Annotated in this window: 14 protein-coding genes; 5 read left to right on the plus strand and 9 right to left on the minus strand. The window is 59.9% G+C overall.

Features of this window, described 5'->3' with window-relative positions:
- The 3 genes from SMD27_RS08590 to SMD27_RS08595 are packed head-to-tail and all read right to left on the minus strand — an operon-like array spanning position 1 to position 1802.
- On the minus strand, positions 1-1137 hold the full coding sequence (locus SMD27_RS08590) for an aminotransferase class I/II-fold pyridoxal phosphate-dependent enzyme (RefSeq protein ID WP_320507957.1): 1137 nt from the start codon (positions 1135-1137) through the stop codon (positions 1-3).
- The gene (locus SMD27_RS24135) at positions 1134-1367 is read right to left on the minus strand and encodes a helix-turn-helix domain-containing protein (protein ID WP_379990545.1); all 234 of its coding nucleotides are present in this window, start codon (positions 1365-1367) and stop codon (positions 1134-1136) included. Before SMD27_RS24135 ends, SMD27_RS08590 begins: the two co-directional genes overlap by 4 nt.
- The gene (locus SMD27_RS08595) at positions 1368-1802 is read right to left on the minus strand and encodes a PAS domain-containing protein (protein WP_320507958.1); all 435 of its coding nucleotides are present in this window, start codon (positions 1800-1802) and stop codon (positions 1368-1370) included. It abuts the gene before it with no gap.
- Between the two features lie 255 nt (positions 1803-2057).
- Between SMD27_RS08595 and efeU the strand changes: the two genes are divergently transcribed.
- Genes efeU through efeO (SMD27_RS08615) form a run of 4 tightly spaced genes read left to right on the plus strand, consistent with a single transcriptional unit; the run spans position 2058 to position 6281 of the window.
- On the plus strand, positions 2058-2888 hold the full coding sequence (gene efeU, locus SMD27_RS08600) for an iron uptake transporter permease EfeU (RefSeq protein WP_320507959.1): 831 nt from the start codon (positions 2058-2060) through the stop codon (positions 2886-2888).
- A 21-nt stretch (positions 2889-2909) separates the two neighbouring features.
- The gene (efeO, locus tag SMD27_RS08605; RefSeq protein ID WP_320507960.1) at positions 2910-4106 is read left to right on the plus strand and encodes an iron uptake system protein EfeO; all 1197 of its coding nucleotides are present in this window, start codon (positions 2910-2912) and stop codon (positions 4104-4106) included.
- Positions 4107-4124: 18 nt separating this feature from the next.
- The gene (efeB, locus tag SMD27_RS08610; RefSeq protein ID WP_320507961.1) at positions 4125-5402 is read left to right on the plus strand and encodes an iron uptake transporter deferrochelatase/peroxidase subunit; all 1278 of its coding nucleotides are present in this window, start codon (positions 4125-4127) and stop codon (positions 5400-5402) included.
- 45 nt (positions 5403-5447) lie between these two features.
- Positions 5448-6281: an iron uptake system protein EfeO gene (efeO, locus tag SMD27_RS08615; RefSeq protein WP_320507962.1), complete on the plus strand. Its 834-nt coding sequence runs from the start codon at positions 5448-5450 to the stop codon at positions 6279-6281.
- Positions 6282-6357: 76 nt separating this feature from the next.
- On the opposite strand, the gene SMD27_RS08620 is transcribed toward efeO (SMD27_RS08615), so the two are convergent.
- From SMD27_RS08620 to SMD27_RS08635, 4 genes are all read right to left on the minus strand, one after another.
- Positions 6358-7218 (minus strand): branched-chain amino acid aminotransferase, encoded by an 861-nt coding sequence (locus tag SMD27_RS08620; protein WP_320507963.1) that lies wholly within the window; start codon positions 7216-7218, stop codon positions 6358-6360.
- 62 nt (positions 7219-7280) lie between these two features.
- Positions 7281-9041 carry an arginine--tRNA ligase gene (gene argS, locus SMD27_RS08625; protein WP_320507964.1) on the minus strand — a complete coding sequence of 587 codons (1761 nt, stop codon included), beginning with the start codon at positions 9039-9041 and terminating at the stop codon, positions 7281-7283.
- 35 nt (positions 9042-9076) lie between these two features.
- The gene (bmt, locus tag SMD27_RS08630) at positions 9077-10144 is read right to left on the minus strand and encodes a betaine--homocysteine S-methyltransferase (RefSeq protein WP_320507965.1); all 1068 of its coding nucleotides are present in this window, start codon (positions 10142-10144) and stop codon (positions 9077-9079) included.
- 186 nt (positions 10145-10330) lie between these two features.
- On the minus strand, positions 10331-12892 hold the full coding sequence (locus SMD27_RS08635; protein ID WP_320507966.1) for a GcvT family protein: 2562 nt from the start codon (positions 12890-12892) through the stop codon (positions 10331-10333).
- 348 nt (positions 12893-13240) lie between these two features.
- Here SMD27_RS08635 and SMD27_RS08640 point away from each other — a divergent pair, with 348 nt between their 5' ends.
- Entirely contained in the window at positions 13241-14806 is a 1566-nt protein-coding gene (locus SMD27_RS08640; RefSeq protein WP_320507967.1) for a trimethylamine methyltransferase family protein, read from the plus strand.
- Between the two features lie 65 nt (positions 14807-14871).
- On the opposite strand, the gene SMD27_RS08645 is transcribed toward SMD27_RS08640, so the two are convergent.
- On the minus strand, positions 14872-16179 hold the full coding sequence (locus tag SMD27_RS08645; RefSeq protein ID WP_320507968.1) for a nitrate/sulfonate/bicarbonate ABC transporter ATP-binding protein: 1308 nt from the start codon (positions 16177-16179) through the stop codon (positions 14872-14874).
- Between the two features lie 11 nt (positions 16180-16190).
- Positions 16191-17933: an ABC transporter permease gene (locus tag SMD27_RS08650; protein ID WP_320507969.1), complete on the minus strand. Its 1743-nt coding sequence runs from the start codon at positions 17931-17933 to the stop codon at positions 16191-16193.
- Between the last annotated feature and the right edge of the window lie 186 nt (positions 17934-18119).

The following is an 18119-nucleotide window of genomic DNA, read 5'->3' on the forward strand; positions in this document are numbered from 1 at the left end:
TCAGGGCCGGTTGCGCATCAGATGGGCGCGCATGGCGGAAAGCCCTTCGATCGTATGGCGTCGTCCAAAGCCGATGCGGAAGCGGTCGGCCGGTGTCTTGCTCAAGGCCGATTCATAGATGCTGGCGGGCAGCAGGACGATGCCATCTTCCTCAGCCAGTCTTCGGCAAAAAACCTCGACACCGTCCCTCCCTTTATACCGGGGGAAGGCAATGCAGCCGCCATCCGGAACCGACCAGTCGAACAAATCGGAAAATTCATCGAAGAAGGTATTCATGGCCCGAAGATTCTCAGCAATCAGATCGTGATTGCGGCGGAGGATTCGGTCCCGGGCTTTTAAAGCGATGATGGCCAGATGTTCCGACGGGCCGGCATTGCAGATGGACAAATAATGCTTGATGCGCTCCATTCGCGAGAGCAATGCGTGATCGCGGCAAGCAATCCAGCCGATGCGCAAGCCCGGCAGGCCATAGGCCTTGGACATGACGTTTAACGACAAGCCGCGCTCGTAGGCATCGGCGGCCTGCGGCAATTGGATGCCGGGATCACGTTCCAGGCCGCGATAGACCTCGTCCGACAGAAGATAGATACCATGCTGCCGGCAAAGCGCGATCAACGCGTTGAACTGGCCGCGATCCATCACCTTGCCGGTCGGATTATGCGGGAAGTTCACATAGATCAGTTTTGTCTTCGGCGTGATCATCCGCTTGACGGCATCGACATCGAGCGCCCAGGCATTGCTTTCGTCCAAAGGGATGCCGTCCGTCTTGCAGATCGTCATCGGGAGCGTTTCGGCCGATTGATAATTCGGCGTCACGATCAAGGCATGATCGTCCTTTTCCAGAATGGCATGCATGGCCGCGAAGATTCCTTCCTCGGCGCCAGCAAAGCAGAGCACATCCACCGCCTGCAGCGTTTCGTAAGTTGAGGCGACCGCCGCGCGCAACGCAGGCGTGCCGAAGGTTTCGATATAGCAGAGCGGCATATTTTGGAAGCTATCGCGATCGGCCGGCCCGGCCATTTCCAGAAGCTCGTTCAGCGTCAAGGTCTCCATATCCGACGCCGTCATGTGGTAACGGGCGCTGAATTCCCATTTCGATAAATAGGTTTCCAGCCGGAAATGGGGCAGCATGGTCATGACTTGACTCGCTTCGGTTTTGAGGTGGTTTTGGGAGCGTGCGACCGCCGTGCCGCTGCCAGCAAACCGTAAACGGTTGCGCGGCTGACGCCAAGCGTTTGCGCGATGAAGGGCGTTGCATTGCGGGTTTGAAACAGTCCCGCTTTATCCAATCGCGCCAGGAGGGATATGCGGTCGGCGCGATCAAGGGCAGCCATGGACTTGCCGGTCTCGCCAAGGAAATGCCGGATCTACAGATTGATCCGCTCGCGCCAGTCGTGACGGAACAGTGGCTCCGGCCGGTCGGTCAGCGGTGTTGCAAAGGCACTGAGGAGTGCGATGGCAGCATCGAATTTCGACAGATCCAGATTTATGCAGAGGAACCCTGCACGCCGATTGTCTTTATCCCGCAAGACGGCGCTGATCGATTTGATCCGGCTGCCATCGAAATTGGCTTTCTCATAAGGCCCATAGGTATCGGCTTCTTCCAGAAGATCGGGATCATGGCCGAGATGGGATGGAGCGCCGGGGCGACGTTTCGAGAAGGCATTCCAGATCCGCACCACACGGTCGGTCATCACGTCATGAATCACCACTTCCGCATGGGGATGCAGCAAGGCCGCCACGGCTTGCGCGGTTGGAAAATGAATGGCGAGGGGATGCGGCGCGGAATCGATCTTCTTCATAGCTAGACAATATGTACAATCTTTACAAACTGTCAAATGCGCTTGCCGTGTTGAAGACCGCAGTGGAGTTGCGGTTGTTACAGATTGTTACCTTTTTCCCCACCGCTATTGCTTGACCCTCTCGACGAACGGGCCTACCGATGGAGAGAGAACGCGAATGATTTGCATGTGCATTTAACTCTTCTTCCTCCATACGTTGTCGCGGCGGTTAATGATGCTGCAGGTGGATTTCGAGTAGCCGAGGTCAGTTACCTGATGCTGGTTCCATTTTTGATCATGCTGCGAGAAGGGATCGAAGCGGCCCTGATCGTGGGAATTGTCGCCAGTTATCTGAAACAAACGGGTCGTCAGAAGTGGATGGGCGCGGTATGGATCGGCGTCATCACCGCCTGCGTTCTTTGTCTGTTGATAGGACTCTTGCTGGATCTCGGCAGTGCCGAATTTCCGCAGCGCCAACAGGAGATATTCGAAGCCGGCGTTGGCCTGATAGCCGTTTGTATTTTGACTTCGATGGTCTTCTGGATGAAGAAGGCCGCACGCGCCATCAAGGCTCAATTGCACGATTCCATCGATGCAGCCTTGAAACCCGGTGACAGGCAGGGGCTCGCCTTGGCCGGTATGGCATTCTTCGCTGTCGCCCGCGAAGGGTTGGAATCCGTTTTCTTTCTGCTTGCGACCTTTCAACAGAATGTCGGCACCGCCGCGCCGATAGGCGCGATTATCGGTCTGCTGGCCGCGATCGGCCTGGGCTTCGGCATCTATTACGGCGGTGTCCGGATCAATCTGAAACGTTTCTTTCATTGGACCGGCGTGTTCATCCTCTTCGTCGCGGCCGGGCTGCTGGCCGGATCAGTACGCTCTCTGCACGAGGCTGGTCTGTGGAATGGATTGCAATCCATCGCTTTCGATCTGAGCGGCGTCTTGCCGTCCGATAGCGTGCTGGGTTCTGTCCTCGGCAGCATTCTCGGCTATCAGGATATGCCCACGATGGGGGAGGTCCTGGCCTATTGCCTCTTTCTTTTCCCCGCTTTGGCGCTGTTCCTCGGTGGCTTGCACCGCCACGCGGTAGCTAAAACCAGTGCTTGAACGCCTGGAGGGGTATTATTGATGTCGCGGTCTCATGCAAGTACCTATCTGATCGGCGCTATCGTTGCTGTGGCTGTCGTGGGTGTTTTCGGCATCTATGCCGTTGCTTCGGTCAAAAAAAGCAGGGACCTGCAAACGACCAACCCAACCCAGTCTGCGTCGCAAGAGCAAGATGCCGTCACCGTTGCCGTCACCGTCACGGGGAAAGCCTGCGAGCCGAATGCGCTTACGGTACCGGCCGGCAAAACTACCTTTCTCATCGTCAATAAAAGCTCACGCGCGCTGGAATGGGAGATCCTGAACGGCGTGATGGTGGTCGATGAGCGAGAAAACATCGCACCAGGTTTTATGCAGAAGTTGACGACGACGCTTGCGCCCGGCAGCTATGACATCACCTGCGGCCTGCTGAGCAACCCGAAGGGAAAGCTCACCGTCACCACGACGGGAGCGCAGCCGACACAGAAGCCATCCGCGGTCGATCTGATCGGGCCGATCGCCGAATACAACGTTTACGTCATCAGCGAAACCGACGATCTGGCTGCCGATACGAAGAAGTTCACCGACGCGGTGCGCGGCAACCGTCTGCAAGAAGCGCAATCGCTCTATGCGCCGGCGCGTATGCATTATGAGCGGATCGAGCCGATTGCAGAATTGTTCAGCGATCTTGATGCCAGCATCGATTCCCGGGCCGACGACCACGAGAAGAAGGAACAGGACCCCAATTTCACCGGCTTCCACCGTCTCGAATACGGTCTCTTTAGCCGGAAAAGCACGGTGGGGCTCAATGCCTTTGCCGACCAACTGGATGCCGATACCCAGGAGCTGCAGAAGCGGATCGCCGATCTGACCATTCCCCCGGAAAAACTGGTGGATGGTGCCGCCGCCCTGATCGAGGAAGTGGCTTCCAGCAAGATCAGCGGCGAAGAAGACCGCTATAGCGGCACCGACCTATGGGATTTCCAGGCCAATGTCGAGGGCGCGGAAAAGATCGTCGATCTGCTGCGCCCGCTGACCCAGAAGGCCGACAGGGCGCTGAGCGAGAGGATCGACGGCAATTTCAAGGCCGTTGAACAGATACTGGCGAAGTACAAGGCGGCGACGGGCGGCTACCTGAACTACGACAAACTCACCAAGGAAGATCGCACGACATTGCAGGGTCCGATCACTGCGCTGGCCGAGGATCTTTCCAAGCTCCACGGCACGCTGGGGTTGAACTGAGCAGGCTGGAGGCGAGCGATGACGATCAAGAAGCCGAACCAGGAAAACGGACCAATTTTGCCGGAGCGACGCAGCCTGTTGCTTGGCATGGGCGCCGCCGGCGGTGGCGCGGTGTTGGCGGCCTTGTCAGGGAATGTGGCCCGCGCCGATCAAATGCCCGTTGCAAAAGCTGAGCTGATGAATGAAGCCCAGCCGTTCTATGGCAATCATCAGGCCGGCATAACCACCCCGCGGCCGGCGGCGGCCATGACGGTTGCCTTCGATGTGCTGGCCACGACGCGTGCCGATCTGCAGCGCTTGTTCCAGACATTGAGCGAGCGCATTTCCTTCCTGATGAAAGGTGGGCCGGCTCCGACCGGCGATCCAAAATTTCCCCCGGCGGATTCCGGTGTGCTTGGGTCGCAAATCGTTCCTGATAACCTGACAATGACCATTGCCGTTGGCGCGTCCCTGTTCGATGAACGCTTCGGGCTTGGGAAAGTCAAGCCAGGTCACCTGGTGCGAATGACGGGGTTTCCCAACGACGCATTGGATGCCGATATGTGCCATGGCGATCTTCTGCTGCAGATCTGTTCCAACAGCAACGAGGTCAATATCCACGCCCTGCGGGATGTGGTGAAAAATCTCCCCGATCTGCTGATGGTGCGATGGAAGCAGGATGGTTTCCTGCGGATCGAGGAAAGCGCCAGCAAAAAGACGGCGCGCAACCTGCTGGGATTCAAAGACGGCACTGCCAATCCAAATGCGACGGATGAGGCAGTCATGAACAAGATCGTCTGGGTACAGCCGAATGCAGGCGAACCAACTTGGGCGACGGGCGGAACCTATCAGGTGGTCCGGGTCATCCGCCACTTCGTGGAGAGATGGGATCGCACACCCTTGCATCAGCAGGCCGAAATTTTCGGTCGCGATAAAGTCGAGGGCGCTCCCCTCGGCATGAAATCGGAATTCGATGCGCCGGATTACGTGAGCGACCCGAAAGGGCAGAGGATCGCGCTCGACTCTCATATCAGGCTGGCTAATCCGCGCAGGCCCGAGACCGAAGAAAACCTCATTCTGCGCCGGCCGTTCAATTATTCGCGCGGCGTTACCAAATCCGGACAGCTCGATATGGGGCTGTTGTTCATCTGCTTCCAGTCGAATTTGGAGAAAGGCTTCATCACGGTCCAGAAACGGCTGAACGGTGAACAACTGGAGGAATACATCAAGCCGATTGGGGGCGGGTATTTCTTCGTTCTACCTGGCGTGCCGACCAAAGACGGATATTTGGGCCAGAGCCTTATCGAATCAACCTGAGCGATGTCGATCTCCCGATCAATCAGATATTCCCCAGAGACAGATATGATACAACGCCTTAAAGCAATCGTTATCGGTGGTGCGGGTCTTTGCCTCGCTTCTAGCGCCTGGGCTGCACAGCCGGCGGTCAATCCGATGGATCTCGTCAAGCCCGTTGCTGCCTATAAGGTCTATGTCTCGGCAGAAGCCAAGGTGCTGACCGCTACGACGAAGAAGTTCACCGATGCCATTCGTGCGGGCGACCTGGAGCAGGCGCAGATGCTCTATGCGCCGACGCGCGTGCATTACGAGCGGATCGAGCCGATTGCAGAATTGTTCAGCGATCTCGATGCCAGCATCGACTCCCGCGCCGATGACCATGAGAAGAAAGAGCAGGATCCCGGCTTTACCGGTTTCCATCGCCTCGAATACGGCCTGTTCTCTCAAAAAAGCACCGATGGCCTGACTCCCTTTGCCGACAAACTGGATGCCGATACGCAGGACCTGCAGAACCGTATTGCCGCCTTGACCATTCCGCCGGAAAAGATGGCGGATGGTGCGGCGGCGCTGATCGAGGAAGTCGCCGCCAGCAAGATCAGCGGCGAGGAGGATCGCTATAGTGGCACCGATCTATGGGATTTCCAGGCCAATGTCGATGGCGCGGAAAAGATCGTCGATCTGTTGCGCCCGCTGACAAAGAAAGCCGACAAGGCGCTCAGCGACAAGATCGACGACAATTTCGAGACCGTCGACAAAGTGCTGGCGAAGTACAAGACCTCGGGCGGTAGCTACAAGAGCTATGACAAGCTGACCAAGCAAGATCGCACGGCTTTGCAGGGGCCGATCACCGCACTGGCGGAAGATCTCTCCAAGCTGCGCGGTACGCTGGGGCTAAACTGAGCCAGATATGGCATGAAAAGCAAACCCGGCTGACGGTCTTCAGCCGGGTTTCTTTATCTTCACCCGCGACGGTTCTTTATGACGGCTGCGTCTTCGCAAATTGCCAATAAAGCGCGCGCGCCCGTTGGGTGATGGGGCCATAGGCGAGGTTGCGGCCTTCGATGCCATTGATCGGCTGCACCTTGCTGTAATTGCCGCTGGCAAAGGCTTCGTCGGCCTGCATGACCTCATCATAGGTGACGGTACGCTCGACAACGGGAATGCCGTCCGCCTTCAGCAGCTTGACCAGGCGCTGGCGCGTCAGGCCGTTGAGAAAAGTGCCATTGGGGATCGGCGTGATGGCGGTGCCGTCCTTGACGATCCACAGATTGGAGGCGGTCAGTTCAGCCACATTGCCCAATTGATCGAGCATCACCGCATCGTCGAAGCCGCGCTTCTTCGCCTCGGCATTGGCGCGGCCGGAATGGGCATAGAGCGCTACGGCCTTGGCATCGGTGGGTGCCGTCTCCTGTGTCGGACGGCGCAAAGGCGACAGAGTCACGCGAAAACCCTTCGGCTCGGGGACCGGCGCTTCGGCAATCGACAGGGCAAAGCGCGTCGTCGCCGGGTCTGGATGGATGTCGCCATCCGCCGCCCAGAAGAAGGGACGGATATAGAGATGGGTGCCTGGCTCGAACAGCTTGATACCCTTGCGGGCAAGGCGTTCGATTTCCTGCGCACTGACCGGCGGCTCTAGACCCAGCGCATGAGCCGACCGGATCGCCCGCTGACAATGCAGGTCCAGATCCGGCGCCATGCCGTCGAAGGCGCGGGCCCCATCGAAGACGGCCGAACCGAGCCAGGTCGCATGATCCCAGAGGCCAAGGGCCGCCGGATTGCCGGTCAGCCATTCGCCATCGAGATAGTGTCGTGCATTGACCACTTTTACTTCAGCCACGATACGCATCCTTCCAGTTGAATGATCGTTCGTTGGTTTTCACCCTGTCATTGATGCAGGGCTTACATCCGGTCCGGTGTCTCGATCCCCAGTAGTGAGAGACACAATTCGAATTGCCGTAAGGTCAGCGCACAAAGCGCCAGGCGCGACCGGCGGATTGCCTCATCCTGTTCGCTCAGGATATGGCAGGCGGCATAGAAGCTGCTGAATGTCTGGCCCAGCGTGTAGGCGAAATCGGCGATCCGGTTCGGCGCCAGGTCTTCATAGGCGCCGATGATCGCATCCGGCATCGCGCCCAACATCAGGGCAAGATCGCGTTCGGTCGCCGCCGTTGGAATGATCGCGCCGGGCTTGTCACCCTGGGCCTCGGCCTTGCGCAATAGCGATTTGATGCGAACGGCGGCATAGAGCAGGTATGGGCCGGTCTTGCCTTCGAAACGTGAGAAACGGTCCAGGTCGAAAACATAGTTGGCGATCGGGTTATTGCTGAGATCGGCGAATTTCAGCGATGCCACGCCGACCTTGCGGGCAATGTCCTCGCGCTCTTCCGGCGTATAATCGCTGCCAAGCCCATGTTCGGTCAGGCGCTTCTTGGCTTCATCCGAGACCATCGTGATCAGGTCGTCTAGCTTCATGACACCGCCCGTCCGGGTCTTGAACGGCTTACCGTCAGTGCCGTTCATGGTGCCGTAACCGAGATGCACCATGCTGGCCTTGCCGTTCAGCCCGGCCTTGATCGCCGCGCGGAAGACCTGGACGAAATGCAGATGCTGGCGGTGATCGACGACGTAGATGATACGGTCCGGATTCTGGCAATTGACGCGGTCGACGATGGTGGCGAGATCAGTGGTTGAATACATCGCCGCGCCATCCGACTTCACCAGGATCAGCGGCGGGATTTCCATCTTGTCGCTTTCCTCGGCGACCCGAACGATCAGCGCACCATCGCTTTCCTCGACGACACCTTTGGCCTTCATCTCCTCGACCATCGGGGCGATCAGGTCGTTGACGCAGGCCTCGCCCTTCCAGAGGTCGAAATGGACACCGAGATTGCCGTAATCGCGCTTCATCGCATCGACGGAAATGTCGAAGAAATGCTGCCACAGCGCGCGATAGCCGGGGCGGCCGTCCTGCAATTCCGCCGTCGCCTGGCGCGCACGTTCCAGCCGGGCCGGGTCCGCCTTGCAGGCAGCGGAAGCGGTCGGATAGAGCTCTTCAAGCTCCCGCAGGGTCACGGGGCTGTCGGCCGGGAAGGGGCCGGTGTTTTTCGGGTCGAAATACGGCAGCTCGGGGTGGCGGATCTCCAGTTCGGAAATCAGCATGCCCATCTGCAGACCCCAATCGCCCATATGCACATCGCCGACGGTCTCGTCACCGACAAAGGCAAAAATGCGCCGGATGGAATCGCCGATAATGGCGGCGCGCAGATGGCCGACATGCATGGGCTTCGCGATATTCGGTCCGCCGTAATCCAGCACCACCATTAGCTTCTGCTTCGCCGGCATGCCGAGGCGGTCGTCCTGGCTCAGGCGATTCATCTGCTCCGCCAGCCAGGCATCGGTGACCGAGAGATTGATGAAGCCGGGGCCGGCCAGGGAAATGTCGCGGAACATCGGCTGCGCCTGCAGCTTCTCGACGATCCTGTCGGCGATCTGGCGCGGCGGCTGCTTCGCGGCCTTGGCAGCGGCGAGGGCACCGTTGCATTGGAATTGCGACAGGTCGGGGCGGTTGGAAACCGTCACCTTGCCATATTCGGCCGGCAGGTCGCAGGCGGCGAAGGCGGCGCCGACGATGTCGCTGAGCAAGGCGGTAAGCGAAGACATGATAAGCGAGTTACCTGTATTGGTCTTGGGTCGGATCAGAAGGAGGCGTCGTCGGCGCTGGCACGACGGCGGCGGCCACGGCGCTCACCATCGCCACCACCGGCCGGCGCATGGCCGGAAAGGCTGGCTTCGGCGCCGGAGGTAAGGGCGCCGAGCTTCGAGGTGATGACCTCGAGCGTCGGCTTCTCGCCCGGCGTATGGCTGTCGAGCGATGCGCGGATCGACTTCAGATGCTCGGGCGAGGTGCCGCAGCAGCCGCCGACGATCCGGGCGCCGGCATCGCGCACCAGCTTGGCATAGTCGCCCATCAATTCCGGCGTGCCGTTATATTTGATCTTGCCTTCGTCGTAGAACGGAATGCCGCAATTGCCCTTGGCGACGATGATATCGCCCGGCTGCGCCGCGGCCGCCATCTGCAGGATCGTCGCCGTCAGATCCGACGCGCCGACGCCGCAATTGGCGCCATAGGCGACCGGCTTCGGGTCGAGCGTGTGGACGAACTGCGCGAAATCGGCCGGCGTGATCCCCATCATGGTGCGGCCATTGGTGTCGAAGCTGCAGGTCGTGACGATTGGCAGGCCGGCCTTGGCCGCACCCTTGACTGCGGCGGCGACTTCCTCGCGCGCCGACATGGTTTCGATCCACAGTACATCGACGCCGCCGTCACGCAGGGCGATCGCTTGTTCCTCGAAAGCGGCAATGCCGTCCTCTTCGGTCAGGGCGCCCAGCGGCTGGAACAGCTCGCCCGTCGGCCCCATCGACCCGGCGACGATGACCACGCGGCCCGGGGTCTGCTGCATTGCCTTATCGGCGACGGCGCGGGCGATCTCGGCGGCGCGCTTGTTGATCTCATAGACCTTGTCCTGGTCGCCATGCAGTTTCAGGCGATGGCGGGTGCCGCCAAAAGAGTTGGTCAGGATCACGTCGGAGCCGGCATCGACGAAAGATTGATGTAGCGCCGTGATTTTCTCGGGATGGAGGAAATTCCAGGTCTCCGGGGAATCGCCTGTCATCAGCCCAGCCGCGAACAGATTGGTGCCGGTGGCGCCATCCGCCATCAGAAACGGCTTATCCTGCAATAGCTGCAGAAAACGATTGGTCATGGCAGCCTCCTCTCGGTCCAGTTTCCTGGCGCAAACTCATCAAAATCCATCCTAACTGCGCCGCACAGTAGGGTTTTGGCCGGTCCCTCGCAAGTCTGGTTTCATCTGGGCCGCCAGACCGAAAAAGCAATCGGCGGCCGGTTTCCCGGCCGCCGATCGAGGCTTTTATGGCTTTTGAGGCCGATATCACGTCCGAGGCTTCAAATTCTCCGGATCGTAAAGCGGCGTATAGCCGACGGCGGCGACCTCGACCGGATAGGTATCGCCGAAATATTCGACGATCAGCTTCCGGCCTTGCTGGCAATGGGACCAGGGCAGGTAGGCAAGCGCGATGTTCTTGCCGATGGTCGGGCCATAGGCGACCGAGGTCGTGAAAGACCGGCGGCCGAGTTCATCGACCAAAGTCTCGCCGGTTTCCGGATCCATCACCGGCATGATACCGACCGGGTAGCGGGCGACGCCTTTCGAATCGATATTATCGGTCATCACCAGCGTGCAGAGCATCGCGGGCTGATGCTCGCGCGCCTTGTATTCCAGGTGTTTCGCCTTGCCGCGGAAATCCGCATCCTTCACCTTCGGACGGGCCAGGCCGGATTCGAACAGGTTGTATTCGGTCAAGAGGTCGGCATTCTGCAGACGCAGGCTCTTTTCCATGCGACGGCTGTTGGCATAGGTCTCGACGCCGAAAGCCATCACCCCGGTCGAGCGCAGGGCATCCCAGACGGCGAGGCCGTCTTCGTACTTCATATGCAGCTCCCAGCCCTGTTCGCCGACATAGGAGATGCGGAAGGCGGTGACGTTCTTGCCGGCGATCTTGATCTGCTTGATCGCCGCGAAGGGGAAGTTCTCCGACTTCAATCCATCCGGATCCTCGACCACCTTCTGCAGGGTCACACGGGCATTCGGCCCCCAGATGCCGATGGTGACATATTTCGAGCTGACATCGGTGACGGTGACGTTGAAGCCTTTGTCTTCCGCCATGCGCTTCAAGTAGTGGAAATCGCGCGGGCCAGCATCGGCGCCGTCGACCACGCGGCAGCGATCCGGCATGCGGATGACGGTCAAGTCGGCGCGCACCATGCCCTCGTCATCGAGGAAATGCGTGTAGATGCCCTTGCCGAGCATGTTGTCGCCGCCGACCTTGGCGGCGCAGACCCATTCCATCAACTCGACGGCATCGGGGCCTTCGACATCGATGACGGCGAAATGCGACAGGTTGACGATGCCGCAATCCTCGCTCATGGCGAGATGTTCGGCATTGGAGACGCGCCAGAAATGGCGGTTATCCCATTCATTCTCACGCACCGGCACGCGGTCGCCATATTTCGCCAGCAGATGCTCATTGGCCTTATAGCCATGGGCACGTTCCCAGCCGCCGAGCTCCATGAAATAGCCGCCCAGCTCCTGTTCCCGTTCATAGAATGGCGAGCGGCGCACGTTACGGCCGGTTTCGTAGGGTTCGCGCGGATGGACCGCCGGATTGTAGATCTTCATCGCCGCTTCGCCACAGCGGCCTTTGATGAAGTCTTCATTCAGCATATGCGTGTAGAAGCGCGAGAAGTCGATGCGCGCATGGTCGATATGGGTGCGGCCGTCAGTCATCCAGTCAGCGACCAGCTTGCCCATGCCGGGACCGTCTTTGACCCAGATGCCGACGGCGTACCACAGGCCGCGCACCTTCTGGCTTTCGCCGATCGACGGACCGCCATCAGTGGTCACCTGCAGCAGGCCGTTGAAGGAGCGCTTCTCTTCATAGCCGAGCTCACCCAGGATCGGCGTCAGCTCAATCGCACGTTCCAGCGGCTCCAGGATCTGGTCCATCTCCAGGTCGCGCTGCGAGGGCGAGAGGCGGGCTTCATGCTTTTCCAGCAGCTCGCGCGGATGAACGAGGCGCGGGTTCTTCTCTTCGTAATAGCCCCATTCGATCATGCCGCCTTCGGCGGTGGTCGGATCGCCGGTGTCGCGCATATAGGCGGAATTGCCCTGGTCGCGCAGCAGCGGCCAGCCGATTTCCTTACCGGTATTGGCGAACTCGTTATACTGTCCGAAGAAGGTGAGGGGATGGTCGACCGGCATGACCGGCAGATCCTCGCCCGCCATTTCCGCGATCAGGCGACCCCAAAGGCCGGCGCAGACCACGACGTAATCGGCCATGATGGTGCCGCGCTCTGTCACCACGCCCTTGATGCGGCCGCTTTCAATGACCAGCGACTTGGCCGGCGTATTGGCGAAGACCTGCAATTTGCCCGCAGCCTCGGCCTGATGGACCAGCTTGCCGGCAACCGTCTGGGAGCGGGGAATGACCAGGCCGGCATCGGGGTCCCAGAGGCCGCCCTGGACCTGGCTCTCTTCGATCAGCGGGAACTTCTTCTTGATCTCGGCCGGTTCGATCAGCCGGGCGCGGGTGCCGAAGGCCTTGGCCGAGGCGACCTTGCGCTTGATCTCGTCCATCCGGCCGTCATCGCCGACGCGGGCGACTTCCAACCCGCCGACGCGCTCGTAATGGCCGAGTTTACTGTAGAAATCGATGGAATAGAGTGAGGACCAGCAGGACAGGAAGTCATGGCTGGTCATGTAGCAGAAATCGGAGGCATGGGCCGTGGAACCGATATCGGTCGGAACGCCGGACTTGTCGATGCCGACGATGTCGTCCCAGCCGCGCTCGATCAGGTGATGGGCGACCGAGGCACCCACGATACCGCCCAGACCGATGATGACGACCTTCGCCTTTTCCGGAAACGCTGCCATTGCCCATAACTCCAAAATAACATTGCTGGCCTTGGATTAAGCCCGACTCTATCCAGTGACTTCGCGAACCGCGACAGCAATTTGCGAAATCGCGGCAGCCGCTATCGGTGTAGGAATCTGCCCGGTCGGCTTTCGGACAAAGTGGTAATTTTGTTGCAGAATCAAACCGTTTTGCCCAACGTCGCGAAGCTTAGCTTCGGACCTGCAGGCGGCCGCAGGACCGGTGGCGCGAACCGGTAAACCGTTGTCGCTGATCCGCTAGAGGATGTCGGGCCAAGGTGACGAAATGGCCCTAGAGTCGTCACTTACGTTCGACTTCATCCTAATTCATTGAACGAGGCGGTTTTTATGGCCACGGCAGAACAAAGCAACACGGAACAGACTGGTGGCCGGCGCGCGCGCGGCGGCGCCGAGGCGCGGCGCCAGGCGCGGCAGAAGCCGCCAATCGTGCAGAACCCCTATATCCGCCGGAATATTCCGCTGGTGACGGTGCTGGACGAGGAAGGCCTCGCCCTCATGGAGAAGAATGCCGATACCATCCTGCAGGAAATCGGCATTGAATTCCGTGACGAGCCGGAAGCGCTCGAGCTCTGGAAGGCGGCTGGCGCCGATGTGAAGGGCACCCGTATCCGTTTCCCGCGTGGCCTCTGCCGGTCGATCGTGCAGAAGAGCGCGCCGAAGGAATATGTCCAATACGCCCGCAACCCGGACCGCAATGTCGTCATCGGCGGCAACAACACCGTCTTTGCGCCGGTCTATGGTCCGCCCTTCGTGCGCGACCTCGATAAGGGCCGCCGCTACGCGACGATCGAGGACTTCCGCAATTTCGTGAAGATGGCCTATATGTCGCCCTCGATCCACCATTCGGGCGGTACTGTCTGTGAGCCCGTCGATCTGCCGGTGAACAAGCGGCACCTCGACATGGTCTACACCCATATTAAGTATTCCGATAAGCCCTTCATGGGTTCGGTGACGGCGCCGGAACGCGCCCAGGACACCGTCGATATGGCGAAGATCGTGTTTGGCGAAGACTTCGTGCAGAAGAACACGGTTCTTACCAGCCTGATCAATGCCAATTCCCCGATGGTCTGGGACGGCACCATGCTGGGTGCCATGAAGGTCTATGCCCGCAACAACCAGGCGAGCATCACCACGCCCTTCATTCTCGCCGGCGCCATGAGCCCGGTGACGGCTGCCGGTACCATCGCCCAGGTTCTGGCTGAGGTTCTGGCCGGTGCCTCCACCGCGCAGCTCTACAAGGCCGGCGCACCGGTGATCTTTGGCGTTTTCGCCAGCTCGATCTCCATGCAATCGGGCGCGCCGACCTTCGGCACGCCGGAGCCGACGCTCGTCTCGCTCGCTTGCGCGCAGCTCGCCCGGCGCCTCGGCCTGCCGTTCCGTACCGGCGGCTCGCTCTGCGGGTCGAAGATCGCCGATGCCCAGGCGGCCTATGAAAGTGCCCAGACCCTGTTGCCGACGCTCCAGGCCGGCACGAATTTCGTGCTGCATGGCGCCGGCTGGCTGGAAGGCGGTCTCTCCGCCGGCTACGAGAAGTTCGTGATGGATGCCGATCAGCTCGGCATGATGCAGACCCTGGCTAGAGGCGTCGATCTCAGCGAAAACGGCCAGGCACTTGACGCCATCCGCGAAGTCGGCCCGGGCAGCCATTTCCTCGGCTGCGCCCATACCCAGGCAAATTTCGAGACGGCCTTTTACCGCTCGAACATCGCCGACAATAACAGCTTTGAGCAGTGGGAAGCGGAAGGCGGGCTCGACGCTGCCCAGCGCGCCAACAAGATCGTCAAGCGCATGCTGGCCGATTACGAAGCCCCGGCGCTTGACCCGGCGATCGATGAAGCCTTGCAGGAATTCATCAACAAGAAGAAAGCCGCGGTGCCGGACAGCAACGTCTGATCGACCGTGCGTCATCGGCTTTAAACACACCCCCGGGGGAAACCCCGGGGGTGTTGCTTTGCGGGTCAGGCCGGATCGTCGAGGCTGAACGTGCCGGTTTCGTCATCATAGGAAAAAGCTTCGCCATAGCGGCCCCAGCTGATGACGGCGCGCAGCGTCCGGTCCGCGGCGCCGTCGGTCATGTAATCTTCCAGCTCGTTTTGGAAGCGGCTCTTCGGCGCGGTATGGCTGGCCCGTTCATCGAGGACGCGCCGGATATGCGCGGCGAGCGGTACATGCGCGAGCAGGTGGTGGGCAAAGATCTCTTTGCGCTCGTCGACTTCGGATTGCGCAAATTGCTTGCCGGCCTCGGTGAGCATGATATCGCCGCCCGCGATTTCGGCGAGACGCATCATCTGCAGCGTCTCCGCAACGGGAAAGAGGTCGTCAATCTCCATATGCAGACGCGAGGCGATCTCCGGCAGATCGGCGCGACCATGATAGGGCGCATCGGCCAATTCTTCGATCAGGCCGGACAGCAAATTGGTGGAGACCGGCGGCAGGATCGTGCCGATGCCGGTACCGGGGAGCCGTTGTCCCACCCTGGCTGCCGTGCGTTGTTCGACCTTTTTGGCGGTCATTTCGACATAGATGCGCTCGACCAGATCGCGGAAGGCGGGATCAAGCCGATCGCGCGGTTGCGGCAGCTTGACCTTGATCTCGGTGACGACGCGGCCGGGATTGGAGGAGAAAACCAGGATCCGGTCGCACATCAATACCGCTTCCTCGATGTTATGCGTGACCAGGATGACGCCCTTGATCGGCAACTGGCCTTCCGCCCATAGCTCAAGAAAATCGGTGCGCATGTTTTCCGCCGTCAGCACATCGAGCGCCGAGAACGGTTCGTCCATCAGCAGGATGCTCGGATGAACGACCAGGGCGCGGGCAAAGCCGACGCGCTGGCGCATCCCGCCCGAGAGCTCGCGCGGATAGGCGGATTCGAAACCGTCAAGTCCAATAAGATCGATCGCGGCCAAGGATCGTTTGCGAATCTCTTCCGCCGGCAGGCCCAGGGCTTCGAGGCCGAGCTGCACGTTTTCCAGCACAGTTAGCCAGGGGAAGAGTGCGAAGCTTTGGAAAACCATGGCGATGCCGGCGGCGGGGCCATTGACCGGCCGGCCGAGATAGTTGACCGTGCCGCCATTCGGCTGGGATAGGCCCGAAATCAGCCGCAGCAATGTCGATTTGCCTGAGCCGGAGCGACCCAGCAGGCCGACAATCTCACCTTCCTCAAGGCGCAGATCGACATCGTCGAGCACCAGCAATTCGCCGCCATCCGCTTTGCGGAAGGCACGGCGCACATTCTTGAGATCGAGAAGCGGTGCGGCTTTCACGCAGCCCTCCATCAGGTCGTCAGCCGAAACTTGCGTTCGGCATACCAGTAAAGCGGTCGCCAGAAGATGCGGTTGATCAATAGAACGAAGATCGACATGACGGCGATCCCCAGAATGACATGGTGCATATCGCCCGTGCTGGTCGCTTCGGCGATATAGGCGCCAAGCCCGCGCGCCTGCAATTTTGTATCGCCCCAATTGACCAATTCGGCAACAATGGCGGCATTCCAGGAACCGCCTGAGGCTGTGATCGCACCCGTCACGTAAAACGGAAAAACGGCGGGCAAGGCGATTTTGCGCCACCATAGCCAACCGCGCACTTGAAAATTGATGCCAGCGTCTCGCATCTCATCCGGTATCGCGGCGGCACCGGCAATCACATTGAAAAGAATATACCACTGGGTGCCCAGGATCATGAGCGGGCTGAGCCAGATATCCGGGTTGAGCTGCAAGGCCACGATCACCGAGACGGCGATGGGAAAGAGAAGGTTGGCCGGAAAGGCGGCCAGGAATTGCGCGACCGGCTGGACCAGCCTGGCAAATTCCGGCCGCAACCCAACCCAAACGCCGATGGGCACCCAGATCACACTCGCCAAGGCAATGAGGATGAAGACCCGGCACATCGTGGCAAAGCCAAGCAATACGGTGTACCAGATGTCGTGAAAGCCGATGCGGCTGATAAGCCAGGGCAGCGCCCACATAAATACAGCCAACCCGACCACGGCGATGAGTGCATAGAAGAGGCGATCCGCCAGGGCGTGCCTGCCACCTTCATATCGCTGCGATGTCGCCGCTGCTTTCGACCTCGTGAGCCGCAACCGGAAGGACCAGCGCAGGGCGAGTGCGAAGGGCTGGCTGAGCCAGTCAATCAGATGCGAGCGTCGCAGCGCCGTCAGCACCCAGGATTTCGGCGGATTGATGCTTGGCTGCTGATCGAAGCGGAAGCGATCGGCCCAGGCGACCAGCGGTTTAAACAAAACCTGGTCGTAGATCAGAATGACCACCAACATGGTGCCGATCGCCCAGCCGATTGCCGGCAGGTTTCTTTGGTCGATGGCCAGCGCGATATAGGAGCCGACGCCGGGCAATCTGATATTCGTGTTGCCGACCGCAATCGCTTCCGACGCCACGACGAAAAACCAGCCACCGGACATCGACATCATCATGTTCCAGATCAGCGTCGGCATGGCGAAGGGGACTTCCAGCCGCCAGAATCGCGCCCAGCCTGATAACTGGAAGTTGCGTGATGCTTCGATCAATTCGGTCGGGACCGTGCGCAAGGATTGATAGAAGCTGAAAGTCATGTTCCAGGCTTGACTGGTGAAGATCGCGAAGATGGCGGCGAACTCGACGCCCAGCACGCGGCCCGGCGCAATGGACATGAAGAAGAGCGCGGTCACCGAGATGAAGCCCAGGATGGGCACCGATTGCAGAACGTCCAGAATGGGAATGAGCACCATTCCGGCCAGCCGATTCTTTGCCGCCAGAGTCGCAAAGGTGAAGGTGAAAAGCAGCGACAATCCGAGCGCCACGAGCATGCGCAAGGACGTACGTGCGGCGTAGCCCGGCAAATGCCAGGCATCTAGCGACAGCGGCGCCGATTGCATTTCGACCAGCGGCTGGGACAGTTTGCTGCCGGTGACGACGAAGAAAACCAGCAGACCCAGGGCGAGCAATCCTGCCAGAATATCCCAGCGGCTCACGGCGAGCCTGCGCCGGCCGATAGAAAGTGGCGGCAGGATGCGTTGCATCATCTGCCGTGCTCCATCATCGGCCGAGCGGTCACACCGTGATAATTCGCGAGAATCCAACGAGGAATATGCATTTGCCCGTTTGCCTTCCAAGATGACAAACCGGGCTCGATAGCGACGATCAGCGCCCGGTCAGAGGTGTTCCTCGATAAGGTCGACTGCCATCGTCCATCTGATAATTCCCTAAGA

Source organism: Dongia soli (genome assembly GCF_034044715.1).
In the GTDB taxonomy this organism is placed as follows: domain Bacteria; phylum Pseudomonadota; class Alphaproteobacteria; order Dongiales; family Dongiaceae; genus Dongia_B; species Dongia_B soli.

Bases quoted from the DNA above. Each gene is read 5' to 3' on its own strand.
- efeU (WP_320507959.1), top strand. From the start codon at position 2,058: ATGCTGGTTCCATTTTTGATCATGCTGCGAGAAGGGATCGAAGCGGCC.
- SMD27_RS08595 (WP_320507958.1), bottom strand. From the start codon at position 1,802: ATGAAGAAGATCGATTCCGCGCCGCATCCCCTCGCCATTCATTTTCCA.
- bmt (WP_320507965.1), bottom strand. From the start codon at position 10,144: ATGACCAATCGTTTTCTGCAGCTATTGCAGGATAAGCCGTTTCTGATG.
- argS (WP_320507964.1), bottom strand. From the start codon at position 9,041: ATGTCTTCGCTTACCGCCTTGCTCAGCGACATCGTCGGCGCCGCCTTC.
- SMD27_RS08590 (WP_320507957.1), bottom strand. From the start codon at position 1,137: ATGACCATGCTGCCCCATTTCCGGCTGGAAACCTATTTATCGAAATGG.
- SMD27_RS08650 (WP_320507969.1), bottom strand. From the start codon at position 17,933: ATGATGCAACGCATCCTGCCGCCACTTTCTATCGGCCGGCGCAGGCTC.
- SMD27_RS08635 (WP_320507966.1), bottom strand. From the start codon at position 12,892: ATGGCAGCGTTTCCGGAAAAGGCGAAGGTCGTCATCATCGGTCTGGGC.
- SMD27_RS08640 (WP_320507967.1), top strand. From the start codon at position 13,241: ATGGCCACGGCAGAACAAAGCAACACGGAACAGACTGGTGGCCGGCGC.
- efeO (WP_320507960.1), top strand. From the start codon at position 2,910: ATGTCGCGGTCTCATGCAAGTACCTATCTGATCGGCGCTATCGTTGCT.
- efeO (WP_320507962.1), top strand. From the start codon at position 5,448: ATGATACAACGCCTTAAAGCAATCGTTATCGGTGGTGCGGGTCTTTGC.
- efeB (WP_320507961.1), top strand. From the start codon at position 4,125: ATGACGATCAAGAAGCCGAACCAGGAAAACGGACCAATTTTGCCGGAG.